14 protein-coding genes are annotated in these 16,872 nt (G+C 61.8%); 2 read left to right on the top strand and 12 right to left on the bottom strand.

Annotation, left to right across the window (positions count from 1 at the left end; all coding sequences use genetic code 11):
• Positions 1-99 precede the first annotated feature (99 nt).
• Genes catA through AC07T0_RS18560 form a run of 3 tightly spaced genes read right to left on the bottom strand, consistent with a single transcriptional unit; the run spans position 100 to position 2,496 of the window.
• Complete coding sequence (catA, locus tag AC07T0_RS18570) at positions 100-1,005, bottom strand: catechol 1,2-dioxygenase (RefSeq protein WP_495002587.1); 906 nt, start codon at positions 1,003-1,005, stop codon at positions 100-102.
• A gap of 53 nt (positions 1,006-1,058) precedes the next feature.
• Positions 1,059-1,349, bottom strand: a complete 291-nt coding sequence (catC, locus tag AC07T0_RS18565; protein ID WP_495002586.1) for a muconolactone Delta-isomerase — start codon at positions 1,347-1,349, stop codon at positions 1,059-1,061.
• Between the two features lie 25 nt (positions 1,350-1,374).
• Positions 1,375-2,496 (bottom strand): muconate cycloisomerase family protein, encoded by a 1,122-nt coding sequence (locus AC07T0_RS18560; RefSeq protein WP_495002585.1) that lies wholly within the window; start codon positions 2,494-2,496, stop codon positions 1,375-1,377.
• Positions 2,497-2,598: 102 nt separating this feature from the next.
• Here AC07T0_RS18560 and AC07T0_RS18555 point away from each other — a divergent pair, with 102 nt between their 5' ends.
• Together AC07T0_RS18555 and AC07T0_RS18550 are read left to right on the top strand one after the other, a co-directional pair.
• Entirely contained in the window at positions 2,599-3,471 is an 873-nt protein-coding gene (locus AC07T0_RS18555; RefSeq protein ID WP_495002584.1) for a LysR family transcriptional regulator, read from the top strand.
• Positions 3,472-3,553: 82 nt separating this feature from the next.
• A complete protein-coding gene (locus AC07T0_RS18550; RefSeq protein ID WP_495002583.1) occupies positions 3,554-3,976 on the top strand; it encodes a hypothetical protein in 423 nt (140 codons plus the stop codon).
• Positions 3,977-4,033: 57 nt separating this feature from the next.
• Here the strand turns inward: AC07T0_RS18550 and AC07T0_RS18545 are convergent, their stop codons facing one another.
• The 9 genes from AC07T0_RS18545 to AC07T0_RS18505 form a co-directional block, all read right to left on the bottom strand.
• Positions 4,034-6,679: an EAL domain-containing protein gene (locus AC07T0_RS18545; protein ID WP_495002582.1), complete on the bottom strand. Its 2,646-nt coding sequence runs from the start codon at positions 6,677-6,679 to the stop codon at positions 4,034-4,036.
• Positions 6,680-6,690: 11 nt separating this feature from the next.
• Complete coding sequence (locus tag AC07T0_RS18540) at positions 6,691-9,666, bottom strand: APC family permease (RefSeq protein ID WP_495002581.1); 2,976 nt, start codon at positions 9,664-9,666, stop codon at positions 6,691-6,693.
• 187 nt (positions 9,667-9,853) lie between these two features.
• On the bottom strand, positions 9,854-11,152 hold the full coding sequence (locus AC07T0_RS18535; protein WP_495002580.1) for a chloride channel protein: 1,299 nt from the start codon (positions 11,150-11,152) through the stop codon (positions 9,854-9,856).
• 121 nt (positions 11,153-11,273) lie between these two features.
• Positions 11,274-12,884 carry a gamma-glutamyltransferase family protein gene (locus AC07T0_RS18530; RefSeq protein ID WP_495002579.1) on the bottom strand — a complete coding sequence of 537 codons (1,611 nt, stop codon included), beginning with the start codon at positions 12,882-12,884 and terminating at the stop codon, positions 11,274-11,276.
• 30 nt (positions 12,885-12,914) lie between these two features.
• A complete protein-coding gene (locus tag AC07T0_RS18525; protein WP_495002578.1) occupies positions 12,915-13,697 on the bottom strand; it encodes an ABC transporter substrate-binding protein in 783 nt (260 codons plus the stop codon).
• Positions 13,698-13,770: 73 nt separating this feature from the next.
• A complete protein-coding gene (locus AC07T0_RS18520) occupies positions 13,771-14,439 on the bottom strand; it encodes a GntR family transcriptional regulator (protein ID WP_495002577.1) in 669 nt (222 codons plus the stop codon).
• A gap of 263 nt (positions 14,440-14,702) precedes the next feature.
• A complete protein-coding gene (locus AC07T0_RS18515; protein ID WP_495002576.1) occupies positions 14,703-15,425 on the bottom strand; it encodes an alpha/beta hydrolase in 723 nt (240 codons plus the stop codon).
• Between the two features lie 62 nt (positions 15,426-15,487).
• Entirely contained in the window at positions 15,488-16,525 is a 1,038-nt protein-coding gene (locus AC07T0_RS18510) for a purine-nucleoside phosphorylase (protein WP_495002575.1), read from the bottom strand.
• A gap of 71 nt (positions 16,526-16,596) precedes the next feature.
• Positions 16,597-16,827, bottom strand: coding sequence for a DUF465 domain-containing protein (locus AC07T0_RS18505; protein ID WP_495002574.1), 231 nt, complete (start codon positions 16,825-16,827; stop codon positions 16,597-16,599).
• Between the last annotated feature and the right edge of the window lie 45 nt (positions 16,828-16,872).

Genomic DNA, 16,872 nt, shown 5'->3' with positions numbered 1-16,872 from the left:
GAATAAGCCTCTCTTGTTTTTCTATTCAAGGCTGGCGTAACGACAAAAGTCCCGCGGGCAGACGCACGCGGGACCTGTCACGCCGGAACGCGGCGAGCGTCAGGCTTCGAGGGCCCTCACCCGCTCACGCTTGTCCTGCTCCTTGGCGGCGTCGGTCGACTGCAAGGCAAAATCGAAGTCGATCTCGGCATGCCGGCCGTTCGCATCGTCCTTGAAGACGATTTCGGCAATCAACTCGTCGCGGGTGGCATAGGCAAAGTCATCGTGCAGGTACGGGTCGCCGGCCAGGTTGATCTGCGTGGTCAGGTGACGGTGACCCGCGGCGGAAATGAAGAAGTGGATATGCGCCGGGCGCTGGCCGTGCCGGCCCAGTTGATCGAGCAACTGCTGGGTCGGGCCATCCGGCGGGCAGCCGTAGCCGGAAGGCACGATGCTCTGGAAGCGATAGCGACCTTCGGCGTCGGTACGGATCCGCCGACGCAGGTTGAACTCCGATTGCGCGGGGTCGAAGTACGAATAGGTGCCACCGGTGTTGGCGTGCCAGACATCGACAAGCGCATGGGCCAGCGGCTTGCCTTCGAGGTCACGAACCTGGCCGCGCATGAACAGCACGGTGCCCGGATCACGGCCGTCATCGAGTCGGGCCTGCTCCTCGCAGAGTGGCGCGCCGGCCACATACAACGGCCCTTCGATGGTCCGCGGGGTGCCGCCGACATGGCCGGCCTGCTCGTCTTCGGCATCCAGCAGCAAGTCGAGATAATGTTCCAGGCCCAGGCCGGCCACCAACAGCCCGGCCTCCTGGCGACTGCCCAATTCGTTCAGGTAGTTCACCGCCTTCCAGAACTCTTCAGGCGAGATCCGCAGGTCTTCGATCAGACGGATGCTGTCGGTCAGCACCCGATGGACAATCTGCTTCACCCGCGGACTACCAGCCGGTTGGTCAAGGCCGGCGGCACCTTCGAAGAAGCTCTGGACTTCGGCGGTTTGGGAAATACGAACGGTCATGCTGGAGTTCCTCATCATTGTTCTTGTGGATACAAACCTTGGAAAACCCGGATTCAGCGGTCGTCGGCGTGGACCGAAGAGGGGTGCCTGCACAGCGCCATGACCTCAATCTCCATATAGGGATAAAGCGGCAGTTGCATCAAGGTGTCGTGCAGCGCCTGGGCATCCGGCACATCGAAGACACTGACATTGGCATACAAGCCGGCGATGCGCCAAAGGTGCCGCCAGCTGCCTTCGCGTTGCAGGCGCTGGGCCAGTTCGCGCTCCTCGGCCTTGAGCTGCGCGGCCTGCTCGGCGGGCATGTCGGTAGGCAGTTTGACGGTCATGCGGACGTGAAAAAGCATGGTGCGAAGGTCCTCTCGGTTCAAGTCAGTGGCGGGCAAAGCGCGCCAGGCGTGCTTCATCGAGTGTCAGGCCGAGCCCGGGGGTTTTCGGGATCAGCAACTGGAAATCACGATAGGTCGGTGGTTCGATCAGGATGTCCTCGGTCAGCAACAGCGGGCCGAACAGCTCGGTGTGCCACTCCAGCTTGTCGAGGGTGGCAAAGGCGTGCGCGGCCGCCAGGGTGCCGATACTGCCTTCGAGCATGGTCCCGCCGTACAGGCCGATGCCCGCCGCCTCGGCAATCGCGGCCGTGCGCAACACGGCGCGTGGGCCACCGGTCTTGGCGATCTTCAAGGCAAAAATACTCGCGGCGCCCATTTGTGCCAGGGCAAAGCTATCCTGCACCGACTCGATGGCTTCATCGGCCATCAGCGGGATCGGGCTGTGGGCACTCAGGCGCACCATGCCGGCACGATCATGCCGAGACAACGGCTGCTCGATCAGTTCGACCCCGGCCTCGGCCAGTCGGCGACAGGCCTGCACCGCCACGGCTTCGCTCCAGGCCTGGTTGATGTCCACCCGCACGCTGGCGCGGTCGCCCAGGGCGCGTTTGATCGCCGCCACATGGGCGATGTCCCGAGCGGGTTCGCCGGCACCGATCTTCAGTTTGAAATGACGATGGCGACGCAAGTCGAGCATCCGCTCGGCTTCCTCGATGTCCTTGCCGGTGTCGCCGCTGGCCAGGGTCCAGGCCACTTCGACACCGTCACGCAAGCGGCCACCGAGCAGTTCGGCCAGTGGCAGACCGAGACGTTTGCCCTGGGCGTCGAGCAAAGCGGTCTCCACCGCCGAGCGGGCGAAGGTGTTGCCGCGAATGGCCCGGTCGACCCGCTGCATGGCCGCATTGACATTGCTCGCCTCCTGGCCGATCAACAGCGGAGCGAACCAGGTATCGAGGTTGATCTTGATGCTTTCCGGGCTTTCCCCGGCATACGCCAGGCCACCGATGGTGGTGGCCTCGCCGATGCCGACGATACCGTCGCTGCAGCGGATGCGCAGGATGACCAGCGTCTGGCCGTGCATGGTGTGCATTGCCAGCTTGTGCGGGCGAATGGTCGGTAAATCGACAATCTGGGTATCGAAGTGTTCGATTACTACAGCGCTCATGGCGTATCCATCTACGTGGTGTTTGTCTTTGAGCCATGATTGACGCCCAAGGCGGCGCCGGTCCAATATTGAATAAGTCTCGCTTCATACCCAGGAGGTATCGTGGAGCTTCGTCATTTGCGCTATTTCAAGGTGCTCGCCCAGACCTTGAACTTCACCCGCGCCGCCGAGCAGTTGAACATCGCCCAGCCGCCCCTCAGCCGGCAGATCCAGCAATTGGAGGATGAGTTGGGGGTTCCACTGCTGGAGCGTTCGCGGCCGTTGCGCCTGACCGAGGCCGGGCGCTTTTTCCAGGAGCATTCCAGCCAGTTGCTCGAACAGCTGGAGCGGGTCTGCGCCGACACCCGCCGGGTGGCCAGCGGCCGCAAGCGCTGGCTGGGTATCGGCTTCGCGCCGTCGACCCTGTATGGCGCCCTGCCCGACCTGATCCGCCGCCTGCGCGGTTTCGGCGATATCGAACTGGGCCTGTCGGAGCTGATTACCCTGCAGCAACTGGAAGCGCTGAAAAGCGGGCGGATCGATATCGGCTTTGGCCGGATGCTGTTCGATGACCCGGCCATTGTCCAGAAGGTCCTCAGGCAGGACCCCCTGGTCGCGGCGTTGCCGGCCGGGCACCCGCTGCTCGGGCGGGCGGTCAGCCTGGAGGAACTGGCCGCGCAGCCGTTTATCCTCTACCCCGCCAGTCCGCGTCCGAGCTATGCCGACCATGTCCTGGGGGTGTTCGCCGGGCATGGCCTGAGTATCCACGTGGCGCAGATGGCCAACGAACTGCAGACTACCATTGGCCTGGTGGCCGCCGGGGTCGGCATTGCCCTGGTCCCAGCCTCGGTACAGCGCCTGCATCGGGATGACATCGGCTATACGTCGTTGCAGGACAGCAGCATCACCTCGCCGATCGTGGTCAGTTACCGAGCCGGCGATGTCTCGGACGTGTTGCAGCGCTGCCTGCGATTACTGAACAGTCACGATGAGTAGCACTTTTCCGAGCGCTTTTCATTTGTCTGATCGCCGGCTTGGCTGCAAACTGCCCATCTGCCGTGAGCTACAAGGAGCCCGCATGACAGAGCACAGCACGGGGGTCACCCTCACCGCCAAGGGTTTGGTGTTCGAGGATGATTGCGGCGAGCCCTTTCTCCAGGACACCGCCATACGTGGGCTGCTGGAGAAGGTCTTTGCCGGTAGCGGCGTCGATATCGACGCAATCCACACCCAGAGCCAGTACAAGAAGGCCCTGCGGCATGTGATGATCAGTTCGATCCAGGGCCCGGGCGGCGTCGAGGCGATCCTGGCCATGGCCCTGCAAGGGGTCGAGCTGCTGCATCAGCAATTCGCCGGGCGCGATGACTTCCAGTCGCGGCTGTGTGCCAGTGCGCTGCAAGGTCTGTTGAACGGCGATCCCGATGGTCTGGCCAAGGCCAAGAGAGCCAGCAGGATCCTCGCCAGCGGCTTGCGGCCCGTTGCCGCGCCGCGAGACCTGTAGGCGCAGAGCTTGCTCGCGAACCGCTGCAAGCGGCCATTCACCGCAAGACCGCGGCGCTTACAAAACCGTCTTCGTACCCACGGAAAGAAGTTTTTCGAGTTCTTGCGGTGAAACAGGCTTGCTGAAGTGATAGCCCTGCATTTCATCGCACAGGTTATTGCGCAGGAACCTGAGTTGATCGTCGGTTTCGACCCCCTCGGCTATGACCTTGAGATTCAGTTGATGACCCAAGGTGATCACCGCTTTGGCGATGGCTGCGTCAGCCGGATCGGTGTGGATGTCGCGGACGAACGATTTATCGATTTTCAGTCGCATGATCGGAAAGTTTTTCAGTGCACTCAGACTGGAGTAACCGGTGCCGAAGTCATCAATCGAGAGCCCGACGCCCATCTGGTTGAGTTGATTCATGGTCGCGATAGCCTGCCCGATATCCTGCATGATCAGACTTTCGGTGAGTTCCAGTTCGAGATAACGAGCTTCCAGTTTGCTTTCCTGTAATGCATGGGTGACACGCGCGATCAGATTTTTTTCCCTGAACTGACGCGCAGATACGTTCACCGAAACGGTGCTGGGCGGAAATCCTCGCAACTGCCAGTCTTTGTTCTGTTTACAGGCAGTTCGCAGCACCCAGTCGCCGATCGGCACAATCAGTCCGGTTTCTTCCGCCAGTGCGATGAAGTGTTCCGGCGTGATCAAACCCAACTGCGGGTGCTGCCAGCGAATCAATGCTTCGACCCCGATGATACGGTGTGTTTGCAGATCGACCTGCGGTTGGTACAGCAGCAGGAATTCATTACGGGCGATGGCATTTCGAAGTCCTTCCTGCATCACCAGCCGATCACGAATCCTGGCATTCAACGCTGGAGTGAAAAACTGAAAATTGTTGCGACCTTGCTCCTTGGCGAGATACATGGCGGCATCCGCGTTCATCAACAAGGTATTCGTATCATTACCATCGTGGGGAAAAGTGGAAATGCCCATGCTGCACGTTATATCGATCTGATGGGTAGCAACCATGGTTCTCTGCGAGACCGTATCCATGATTTTCTGGATCACGCCGGCAATGGTCTCTGTTTGGGTCGGTTGATCGAACAGGATGATCACGAATTCGTCGCCGCCCAACCGCACCACCGTATCGGCACGGCGTATGCACTGCTCCATTCGCCGCGCGATGATTTTCAGCAGTTCGTCGCCGACGTTGTGACCAAGACTGTCATTGATCAACTTGAAATTGTCCAGGTCGATAAAGACTATCGTGACGAAGCGAGCGTAGCGCTGGCCATGCAAAATGGCCTGGTCAAGACGATCCTTGAGCAAGGTGCGGTTGGGTAGGCCCGTCAGTATGTCGTGGTGTGCCATATACTTGATGCGCTCTTCCGCGCGCTTGTGTTCGACCGCAATGCTGGCGATTCGGAGCGCCATTTCGACGAGCTGGATATCTGGCTTGGTGGGCTCACGGCCTTGCGCTCCATACAGTGAAAGTGCGCCAAGCACCTGGCCTTCACGTGACAGGATCGGCCACGACCAGACGGTCGTGAAACCAAACGGGGCGACCAATTCGCGGTAATCGGCCCACAGTGGGTTGTCCTGGATATTGGCCACGGCGACCGGCTCGCGGCGATAGACCGCCGTGCCAAAAGAGGCGGCCCGGGGACCGATGGCAATGCCGTTGATGGCCCTGGCATAGGCCTCTGGAAGCCGCCCGGTGGAAACGTGCCGCAGGTGCAGGCCGTCATCGTCGAGCAATTGAATCGAGCCCATCGCCCCTTCGGATTGGGACTCGAGAAGCTGGGTGATGCTGTCCAGAACCTGTTCCAGCGGGGAGCCAGACGCAATCATTTCGAGTGCGCGACCTTGTTCGGCACGCAGGGATTCCGCCCGCTTGCGCGCATCAATGTCGTGTGCAAGCCAGATCGCTCCACTGCTCAAGTCGGACGGGTCAACCGCCGTCACTATGGATTCGGCCCAAAAGAAACTGTCATCGCGACGCCGGAGTCGAATGTCGATCGCGTGGGTTTTACCCACCTCGATGGCTGCTGAGATGTGCTTTCCGAGGTTTTGGAATGCTTCCTCTGAAACATGCAGCGAACGCGTCGATGAACCGATCAACTCATCGATCCGATATCCGAACATCGTTGCAAAGGTGTGATTGCAACGAACAATCCGACGGTTCTTGAGAAATGCTATACCAACTGAGGCGTTTTCGAGAATGGTCTGCTGTTCCGCCACGATACCCCGCAGATTCTCTTCGGCCTGGATACGCACCGCCGATTCCTGTCTCAACTGGGTGTTTTGCGCGGCAAGTTGCCGCTTGATTGCCTGCAACGCCAGATGCGTCTTGACCCGGGCCAAGAGTTCCTCAACCTGAAAGGGTTTGGTCAGGTAGTCGACGCCACCGGCGGCAAATCCGGCGACTTTGTCGTGGAGATCGGCCAGCGCGGTCATGAAAATCACCGGGATCTCGCGCGTCAGATCGATTGCTTTCAGGCGTCGGCAGGTTTCGAAACCGTTGATGCCCGGCATCATCACATCGAGCAGAATCAGATCGGGAATGATCAACTGGGCTCGTTTGACGGCCTCTTCGCCGCCCTGCGCGACCAGCACCTTGAAATCGTGCTCCTCCAGGAAATTAACCGCCAGCGCAAGGTTGGCCGGCGTGTCGTCGACCACCAAGACTGTCTGTTCGGCGATTTCAGGTGTCATGGGGAAATCTGTCATTCGGCCACCGGCGTGGGGTTCATGCAGGTATCAACAAGCCTTACGATAGCCTCGGACTGAAAGCCTTGTGCCAGCTTCTGCAGTTTTTCCGCGAACGGCTGATATTGCGCGTCATGCGCGGCGAGTTCGCCGGCCCACTGTTTGATGCCGCGCATGTTTCCGGCCAGAGCCAAGGCGTGCAGACGTTCCATTTCCGAGCCTGCCGGAATGACCCATGGCTCCAGACCTTGAGCGAGCGAAGGAAGCGGTTCGGCTATCGCGCCCTCGACAATCCCATCCAACTGCGGGTGCGCGGCGATTTTCTGCGGTAGATGGCCATTTTCAATGGGCTTGGTCATGGGCGCATCAACCACCGGCAGCGAGAGGTCGAACCAGAAGCTGCTGCCATCGCCAGACTGACTTTTGACGCTGATTTCACCGCCCATCAAGCGGATCAGTTGTCGACTAATGCTCAAACCCAGGCCGGTCCCACCGGAGCGACTCTGCACTTCGCCTACCTGCTCGAAAGGTTCAAAAATGGTTTGCTGCTTGTCCTGCGCGATGCCCACGCCGGTATCGCGGACCTCGAACCTCAGGCATACATCTCCTTCGGAGGGTGATAGCAAGGTGATATGCAGGCCTACATGCCCATGATCAGTGAACTTGACCGCGTTGCTGAGCAGGTTGAGCAGCACCTGGCGCAAGCGTTTGTCGTCGCCTTGCACATACCGGGGCAGATCCGGTGCGACCTCGAGGAGACAGGTGAGTCCCTTTTCCTCGCTCTTGATGCGAACGATGTCGACCACCCCCGACAGGGTATTCGGTAAATCGACGACACAGGGACAGAGCTCAAGCTTGCCGGATTCAATCTTGGCCAGATCGAGGATATCCGTAATCAACATCAGCAAATGTTCGCCACTTTGCTGGATTATGTTTACCGCGTTTGTCTGCCGTTCGCCCAGGGTGACGTCCCGCTTGAGCAACTGCCCGTAACCCAGAATGGCGCTCAGCGGGGTCCTCAACTCATGGCTCATATTGGCCAGGAACGTCGACTTGGCCCGATTGGCCCGCTGCAGCTCATTGGTGCGCTCGCGTACGCGTTCCTCAAGGCCATCGCGCGCCCGCTGCAGATCCAGATTGGCGTTGGTCAAGTCGCTGCGCGCGCGTCTCAACCCTTCGCGGGCACCGTCCAGCCCCACCGCGGCAATGCCGATCTCGGCCTGAAGCAGGTTGAAACTCTCAGTCATCCGCCCCAATTCGTCCCTTGAGTGGATTTGCAAGGGTTCGAGCGAAAAGTGGGCATGAGCCTCGTCAATATTACCCCTCCCCAACGCACTCATGGCATCGGAAAAATCCTTCAGTGTGCCGAGCGCGAGTCGCCGGGCGGATGTACTGACCCGTTCGGCCGAGTGGGCAATCATCCCCGGCAACACAATCCCGACCGTGATCGTCAGGATCGCTACCGCGACGAAGATGTCCTCCAGGGCGGTCACAAACGCTCCGTGCTGGTCGGGGATCTCGCCGATCGCCAGGATATAGCCGGCTCCGTCCATGGCGAGCACAGCCAACATCGCGCCGGTGAGTTTCACGTGCAGCGTCGGGCTGAACGGTGGCAGGCCTTGTAGCCGACGATCCTCGATCTTGCGCCAGGCGAACAACGCCGCACCGGAATAGGCCATGGCCAGCCCGAACACCACGGTCGGCAGGCCGAACTGCTCGAAACCGAAGAGCGTCGATGCTCCCCAGCCTGCCGCGGCGACAAGACCCAGGCCAATCATGCCGCGCGGCGCCCGGTATGGCCGAAGCGCGTCAGGCGCATCACGACGCAACAGCCACACGGCGACACTTGCCAGCGAAATGGCAATCAGATAATTGAAGTTCGCTGCCGCGATCAACCAAATCGGATCGCCAATCAGCAACAAGCCGATCGACACGCCGGCAGTCACCAGCGTGGCGGCCCATGGTGCATCGGTGCGGATCCGCAGCGCCAGGAACCTGGGCGCCAGTCCATCTTCGGCGAGCTGCGCCAGCGTGCGCGAAGCGCCCGCCAGCGGTTGGAGGGTACCGTGGAACATGTTGAACATCATGAACCAGATGGCCATCGCCTTCGCGGCGCTGCCGAAGATCGGCGTGAAGGTCGGGCCCAGCGTCAGGGCCAGGTCGTCGCCAAGCGACGCGGGGCCGAGCGCGCCCAGCCAGACGACGGGCAGTACCGCGAAATACACCGCCGCCATCAACGCACTGGCGAGCATCGCGCGCGGCACATTGCGATTCTGGTCGACGGTTTCGCCGACGTGACAGGTCGCCGCCTCGAATGCGGGAGCGGCGAAGCCGACCAGGTAAAGGCCCGCCATCAGCGAGGTCAGATCGCCGAACCATCCGGGGAATGGCACGCTAAGGTGAAAGTCGCTCGCCTGGTGCCAGTCGACCTGACTGGTGAGAATCGGCGCGAGGGAGGATATAAAAGCCAGCAACGCGGAAGCGGTGGCTACCGGTGTCGCCACCCGTGTGGTCCATTTGATCCCACACAGATTCACCAGCATGAAGAGTATGACCAGTGTGCAGGCGAGCTCCGTTACCGATACGTCCGGCAGATACCACTGCTTGATGGCCGACGCCGAAAAGATCGCCGTCAGTCCGCAAGTCGGAACCCAGCCCCACCAGTAGCACACGCCCGTGATGGTCGAGAGCATCGGGTTGTACGGTTTGAACGCCTCCGCGCAACTGGCGGCAATTCCGCCGACCCGATTGGGCGACATCAGCGCCAGTTCAGTCCAGCCAGGCGCGGCCGCGTAGCTGAGTAACAGGCCGACAATCAGGAGAGGTACGGCCGCGCTGCCCTGGCCGGGTATTGCGCCCTGCCCGACAAAGAGCGCCGCGATCAGGAAGAGGCTCTGGTTACTGCCCCCCATTGCCAGCGCCGTGGTGCCAATCCATCCGAGTCGCCGTGGGTGTGGATGAGGGGCTCTTGTTGCCTGTAAATCCATATCCATGGCCCCCCCAGAATTCGATTGACAGTGTTACGCGGAGCATCTGAACAGACTTGAAACCTCAAGCGCGACTAGCTCGTGTAGAATTCGGCAATGCGGCACGATTAAGCCGATTGTTGCCGGAGAGCATTTTAGGTGTAGGTGACAGGCCGCACATATGCAAGATGGAACATCGCAGCGCCACCCCAATCTAATGCGTCGACGTGCCGATCCTGTTGCACAATCGGTTCATGCACACCGCCCCCACTACCGCGAGAATGATCGGCACCAGGAAATCGTGGTCGATCCGGGTGAACTCCGCCACCAGTACAATAGCGGTGATCGGCATGCTCATGGACGCCCCCAGGAACGCCGCCGCGCCGACAATGGCGAAGGCCCCCAGCGCTATACCTGGCCAGGCCAGGCTCCATAACCCACCCAGCAGAATAGCCATCAACGCCCCGATCGCCAATGCGGGCGTCAGCAACCCGCCTTCGGCCCCTGCACGCAAGCTGCCGCAGGTCACCAGCAGCTTGGCTAGCAACAGGGCCGCCGCCAGCCCCAGGCCCAATTCACCGTCAAAGCCCAACTGCGCCGGCCCTTTACCGTTGCCCAACACCTGGGGTAGATAGACCGCCACGCAGCCGATCAGGGTGAAATTGATCAGGGACAACACTGGCAGGTGCCAGCCACGGGCGGCATGCAAGCGGGCTCGGCCAGTCAACTGCACGAAAGCATAGGCGGCGCCCCCGAAGAGCGGCCCGGCCAGCACCGACCAGACCAGCAGCCCGGGTGTCAGTGCCAGGCTCGGCACCACGTATTGCACCTGCGCGCCCAATCCGACCCAAGCCACGGCGGCGGCAATGGCTGACGTTGCCAGGGCCATGGTCGCCGCCGGCCAACTGAAGACCACCATCAGCCCTTCCAGGGCGAACACCGCACCGCCCAACGGCACGTTGTATACCGCCGCCAAGCCGGCCCCCGCACCACAGGCAATCAGCAATCGGTGGGTCTCGGGGGCCAGTCGTGCCTTGCGCGATAACCAGGCCCCCAGCAAGGCGCCAATCTCGCGCGGTGCGACTTCACGGCCCAGCGGTGAGCCCAGGGCAACGGTGATGATCTGTAGCAGCGCATGGCACAGGGTGGTCCCAGGCGGCATTGTCGGTGCATCGGCCGAGACAGCTTTGCGGATGCCGACCAATGGCCGACCGAACCGGTAGATCGCCCACCAGCCCAGGCCCGCCACCACGCCGCAGAGCATCAAGACCAGGATCCGCCGCGAGGTCGAAGCGCTGCTCACGCCGATCAGGAAGCTTTCATGATTGCTGAGGCTGTCCTGTCCGTAGCCATACGCCAGGTGCTGGACCGCGTGCAACAACATCGCCAGCAACATGCCACCCAGGCCGGCACCGATACCGGTCAGGATCACCACCAGGGCAAGGACGAATAAAGCGCGGAATCTGGAGCGAGCGTTGACTTCCGTGGGTAGTGCAGGTTCCAGCAAGGCCATTCGAGACTCCACGAGGTCAGGTGCACAACGACCGGAGGCCGCACGTCGGAAGTAATTATGTCGCCTGCGACGAAATCTGCCCATCCCGACGCGGCGTTACCGGCGCAGGTCGAATCCCCCTCTACCACACAGCGATATGAGAATCGGTACGCGGTTCGGTACCGCCACACAACACACCGCTGAGCGGGTCGCGCAGGATGATCTGACCACGCCCATACTCGGTCAAATCACAGGCGATTTGCACCTGGTGACCGCGCCGTGCCAGGGCCGTCGCCAGGTCCCGTGAAGCGCCCTGCTCGATGCCGACCTTCATCTCCCCCAGCCACTGCCAGCGTGGCGCATCCAGGGCGGCCTGGGGGTTGAGGCCGAAGTCGACCAGGTTCATCACCATCTGCACATGACCCTGCGGCTGCATGTAACCGCCCATCACGCCGAACGGGCCGAGGGGTTCGCTGCCCTGGCTGAGAAAACCGGGAATGATGGTGTGATAGGTCTTCTTGCCAGGTGCCAGGCAGTTGGCGTGGCTCGGCTCGAGGCTGAATTCCTGTCCGCGGTTCTGCAAGGCGATACCGCTGTCGGGCAGCACCACGCCGGAGCCGAAGCCGTGGTAGTTGCTCTGGATAAACGAGACCATATTGCCTTCGGCATCGGCACTGGCCAGGTACACCGTGCCGCTGGCATGGGGATCGCCAGGCTTGGGCGGTTGCGCCTGCTCGCCGATCTGCCCGCGGCGCCGGGCGCTGTAGTCGTCGCTGAGCAAGTCCGCCACCGCCATCCGCATATGCAACGGATCGGTGATGTAGTGCAGGCCATCACTGTAGGCCAGCTTCATGGCTTCCAACTGGCGGTGCCAGGTCTGTTGGCTGTCGCGGTGATCGAAACGGAAGCCTTCGAGGATCTTCAACGCCATCAGTGCCACCAGGCCCTGGCCGCTCGGGGGGATTTCCCAGACGTCATAGCCGCGGTAGTTGATATGGATCGGTTCGACCCACTGCGCGCGATAACCTTGCAGGTCGCTGCTGCGCAGGTAACCGCCGGTGGCGCGGGAATGGGCATCCAGGCGCGCGGCCAGTTCGCCGCGATACAGGCTTTCGCAAGTCGTCGCCGCCAGCTCTTCGAGGGTCCGGGCCTGGGCCGGGTTGCGGAACAGCTCACCGGCCTGGGGCGCGCGGCCCTCGATCAGGAAGGTTTCGAACCAGGCTTCGAGCACGGCGTCGCGCTGCGCAGCGAACTCGGCCAGGGCCTGCTGCCATTTGTAGGCGATGACCGGGGATACCGGGAAGCCCTCGCGTGCCAGGCTGATGGCCGGCTGCAACAGGTCGGCAAAGGGCAGCTTGCCAAAGCGTTTCGACAACTCGGCCCAGGCCGACGGGCAACCCGGTACGGTCACCGGTGTCCAGCCATAGAGCGGCATCTGCGCATGTCCCGCCGCCTTGACCTCGTCGATGCTCAACGCCGCCGGGGCCTGGCCGTTGCCATTGAGGCCGTGCAGTTTGCCTTGGCACCAGACCAGCGCGAAGGCGTCCCCGCCGAGGCCGCAGCCGGTGGGCTCGACCACCGTCAGCGCCGCCGCCGTGGCGATGGCAGCGTCAATGGCATTGCCGCCCTGGCGCATGATCTCGATACCGGCTTCGGCGGCCAGGGGTTGCGAGGCCGCCACCATGCCACGGCGGGCAAACACGCTCTGGCGCTGCGACGGATAAGGGTATTGGTGGGCAGAAAATTTCAACATGGCAAAGGCTCTTCCAAACAAGGGTTGGTTTTACAACACACGGCTGAGAAAGGCTTGGGTACGCGGGTGCGCCGGCCGACTGAAGATCTGCTGCACGGCCTTGCCCAGTTGCGGATCGTCCTTGCGCATCCCCAGGCCGGTGAGAATCCGGCTGAAGGCCGGCACGCCCTCCTCGAACAGGTCGGGCGCCATGGCGGCGTAGTAACCGGCGGTTTCCACGGTGGTCCCGTAGGCATCCACCTGGCTGATACGCAGGGCCTGGAAGGCATCGGTATCGGTGTTATAGACCACCAGCTTCATCGGCGGTTGGCCGGTCTTGGCCAGCGTGTCGTTCTCGGCGTCGAGCAGGGTCTTGATCGTCGAGCCGTTGAGCACCGCCACCTTGTGCCCGGAGAGATCGTCCAGGGTCTTGATATGTTTGGGGTTGCCCTTGGGCACCACCACCGACTGACTGGAATACATGTAGTTGACGATGTCGATCACCTCTCGCCGTTCGGGCTTGTCGAACAGTTGGTCGACGATCAGGTCGCACTGTTGGGCCAGCAGCGCCGGGAGCAGTCCGGAAAACGGAATGACCCGCCACTCGACTTTCTTGCCCCCCAGGCGTTTGGCGATTTCCAGGCCCAGGTCAACGGTCAGGCCCTTGGGCTTCTGAGCTTCGTCGAACGACACCAGCGGGGGTGAATCCATCCCTGAGCAATAGGTCAGTTTCTCGACCTTCTGCAATCGCTCCGGGACCTGGGGCGCGGCGAGCACCCCCTGTACCAGCAGCCCCAGGGATACAGCAGCAAGCAACACGCGGCGTTTATGCATGACCAGACACTCCAGTTCGTCAATAACGGGGGCAGTACTCGAAGTCAAAACACGGCCGGGCTTGAACCCGGTTCTATTTTTCCGATTGCAGAAAGCTGATCAGCGCGGGCACCGTGCCTTCGATGTGTTCGCGCACCACGGTTTCGGCCCGCGCGGCATCGCCCAGGCGAATCGCATCGAGGATCACCGCGTGTTCCTGGCGGGCGCTCAAGGGCTTTTCGCTGTGTTGCAGCCACAGGCGCATGGGCGCCTCGATCAGCGAATACAGGGCCGAGATCTGCTTCATCAGCCGTGGCCGGCCGCTGAGGCTGCACAGGTATTCATGGAAGGCCCGATGGCGACTGACCCACTCGGCGCTGTCGTCGCGGTAGTCGTCCATCCCGTCGAGCATGCGCTCCAGGGCCGCCAGTTGCCGTTCACCAATCCTCGGCACGGCCACACGGATCGCCAGGCCTTCGAGGGCACTGCGCATATCGAAGACTTCCTGCAGTTCGTCGAACTCCAGGCCGCTGACAATCGCCCCGCGATTGGGCCGCAAGGTCACCAGGCCCTGGGCGTCCAGGCGGCGAAAGGCCTCGCGCACCGGCATCCGGCTCATGCCAATCTCACTGGCGATGTCCTCGGCGACCAGCCGCTCACCTTTGCGGTAGCGACCCCGACAGATCGCTTCCAGCAGAAAGGTATAAGCCTCCTCCTCGGCGGTCTGGGGCTGACGGTCAACGTAAACGGGGGCGAATTGCATGGGTCGGCACCTTTGTCTTTTTGTATCCAATTATCCATGGATACAAAAAGGCATAAGTCATGCCAGTTTCCTGAGCATGAACTCAAGGCGTTGACAGGCATGAGCTTTCGCCGGAAACCGGCGCTTTCAGGAGGGGATGGCGTGACCGCCGACTGCTACAAAAGCGCGCAGTAACGCGCCAAAAAGGTGAAGCAAGGTGTCCCGGTAACACCTCGCCTACACAACACGTGGGGGCAGTCGGCACATCGCGAGGACAAAGACGCTCAGTGTTTCAACGAAGCGCTGATCCAGTTTTTCAGGTCAGCGACTTCCAGCGCGCTGATGGTGTGTCCGACACCGGGATAGGAGTGAAACTGCGGCGCGATGGACAGGCCCTGCAATACACCCAAGGCCTCGGTCGCACCGACGTAAGGCACCTGCGGATCGGCGGTGCCGTGACCGATAAAGACCTGCAGTCCGGCGTACTTCGGCCCGCCCTTGAGCTCGGCGCGCAGCACCGGCAGCAGCCGGCCACTGAGGGGGGCGATACCGCGCAGCAACTCGGGATGCCGCAGTGCAACCTCATAGGTCATCATCGCACCCTGGCTGAAGCCCACCAGGAACACCTTGCCAGGCCGGGTATGGTATTTCTCGGTGACCCGGGCGATAAAGTCGCTGATGGCCGCGGTGCTCAGGCGCAGATCGTCGCTTTCGCCGTCGTACTGCGGCGCCCCGCTCTTCTGGTGAAACCACTGGTAGCCCCCCTGCTTCACTTCCAGGCGGCCACGCACCGAGAGCACGGTGTAGTTGGTCGGCAGATCGTCCTTGATCCCGAACAGATCGTCCTCGTTGCTGCCATAACCGTGCAGGAAGATGACCAATGGCTGGTCGCGGGTATCGGCACTGGCCTGCGCCTGGTAAGTCAGCGGCATATCGGCAAGCAGTTCGGCCTGTGCCGTCGACGCGGTGAACGCCAACAGCAAGGCCAGGGCCAGGGGTTTGAGCATGGTCAGTGTTCTCCGGGCGATCAGTGGGCGCCAAGCTTAACATTGACGCCCCAACGAACCACTCAGTTCGCGGGAACGCCCTGTTCCCAGGCTTTCCAGTTACCGAGGATCGCCTGCACCAACGGGTTGCCCGCCCGGTACAGGTTCTCCAGGGCCGGGACAAAGCCGCCCTGGTCGGTGTACTTCAGCAGGTTGTCGACCTCGCTATAGCCGGGATACGGTCGGTCGAAATCGGAGCCGGCACGCACCACCGCCAGGCGGTTGATATCCACCCGCCCGGCCTTGCTCGCGCGGAGCAAGGCTTCGTAGGTGGAGTTGTCTTCCTGCTGGGTGGTGCAGTAGAGGCCCTGGTTATCCGTCAGCAAGCGGGTCCAGACCTCGGCCCGCTCACTCAGGCGCGTCCCGGAAAACCAGGTATTGCCCGCCAGGGTATCGCATTGGGTCACGAGCGGAGGCTGGTTGGCCGGCGCATACGGGTATTTGACCCGCCAGGCCGCGGATTCCTTGCTTTCGCTCAAGCTCACCTGCCGCGACAGGGCAAAGGCCTTGGCCTGCAACTTGGGGTTGAGCTCGAAGACTTCGGTCTTGTAGTCCAGCGGCGGCTTTTCGTTCGGGCCACGGGTGTTGATGCCGATATAGCCGCTGGGCCAGTCTTTCGGTGCATCCCGCGAATCCAGTTCCCACTGGGTGCCGAACTCCACCAGGTAGTGGGCCCAGGCTGCCGTACCGAGGGTGCCTTGGTGCGGGTTGATCCCGGCAATACCGGCAATCAGGAAATACGACTGGTGCAGGTCGAACTGCGGCGACAACGCCAGGGCCAGGGTCGAGGCCGCCGCGTTGGTCTGGCCCATGCCGGTCACCAGCAGGCAGGTGTCCTGGTCATTGCAGCGAATGTTCGGGTACTCGGCGCTGAGGCCCGGCACCGCAACTTCATGCTTGAGTGCCAGACGCTCGATCCAGGCCTGCGCTTCCGGCGCGAACATGGTGATGAGCATGACCTTGGGCTTGATCGGCGATGCCGCTGCGGCCCAGGCCAACTGTCCGCCCAGGCTGCCGAGCAGCACGCCGGCGATGAGCGAATGACGAGTCACAGCGCGCATGAACGCTCCTATCAACGAATGGCTAGCCGACACCGGCGTAATAATCCCAGCCAAGCCAGCCCCCAGACGGTTCAAAGCGCCTGGAGACGCTCGACAATCTGGTTCTTCACTTTCAGTCGCCGTTCCTTCAGCGTTCGCAACGGATCATCCGCCGTCTGGGCGGACTCGGCCGCCAGCACTTCCTTGTCGATGTCATCGTACTGATCAAGCAGTTGGTTGAGCCTGGGATCCTTGCGCCTGTGCTGCGCAAGCGCCTCTTTGTTCAACTTCAGGTCCGCGAGCAAATCGTGCTTGACCGGCATATCGTCACCTCTTGGTTCTGTGGGCAATACAGGAAATTCCAGAGC

It is taken from the genome of Pseudomonas sp. GW821-FHT04D07, assembly GCF_059420225.1.
Note: the sequence above shows the minus strand (reverse complement) of the source record. Positions and strands in the feature narration are given on the sequence as shown.

Coding starts and splice junctions, on each gene's coding strand:
- catA (WP_495002587.1), bottom strand. CDS start 1,005: ATGACCGTTCGTATTTCCCAAACCGCCGAAGTCCAGAGCTTCTTCGAA.
- catC (WP_495002586.1), bottom strand. CDS start 1,349: ATGCTTTTTCACGTCCGCATGACCGTCAAACTGCCTACCGACATGCCC.
- AC07T0_RS18560 (WP_495002585.1), bottom strand. CDS start 2,496: ATGAGCGCTGTAGTAATCGAACACTTCGATACCCAGATTGTCGATTTA.
- AC07T0_RS18550 (WP_495002583.1), top strand. CDS start 3,554: ATGACAGAGCACAGCACGGGGGTCACCCTCACCGCCAAGGGTTTGGTG.
- AC07T0_RS18545 (WP_495002582.1), bottom strand. CDS start 6,679: ATGACACCTGAAATCGCCGAACAGACAGTCTTGGTGGTCGACGACACG.
- AC07T0_RS18540 (WP_495002581.1), bottom strand. CDS start 9,666: ATGGATATGGATTTACAGGCAACAAGAGCCCCTCATCCACACCCACGG.
- AC07T0_RS18535 (WP_495002580.1), bottom strand. CDS start 11,152: ATGGCCTTGCTGGAACCTGCACTACCCACGGAAGTCAACGCTCGCTCC.
- AC07T0_RS18530 (WP_495002579.1), bottom strand. CDS start 12,884: ATGTTGAAATTTTCTGCCCACCAATACCCTTATCCGTCGCAGCGCCAG.
- AC07T0_RS18525 (WP_495002578.1), bottom strand. CDS start 13,697: ATGCATAAACGCCGCGTGTTGCTTGCTGCTGTATCCCTGGGGCTGCTG.
- AC07T0_RS18520 (WP_495002577.1), bottom strand. CDS start 14,439: ATGCAATTCGCCCCCGTTTACGTTGACCGTCAGCCCCAGACCGCCGAG.
- AC07T0_RS18515 (WP_495002576.1), bottom strand. CDS start 15,425: ATGCTCAAACCCCTGGCCCTGGCCTTGCTGTTGGCGTTCACCGCGTCG.
- AC07T0_RS18510 (WP_495002575.1), bottom strand. CDS start 16,525: ATGCGCGCTGTGACTCGTCATTCGCTCATCGCCGGCGTGCTGCTCGGC.
- AC07T0_RS18505 (WP_495002574.1), bottom strand. CDS start 16,827: ATGCCGGTCAAGCACGATTTGCTCGCGGACCTGAAGTTGAACAAAGAG.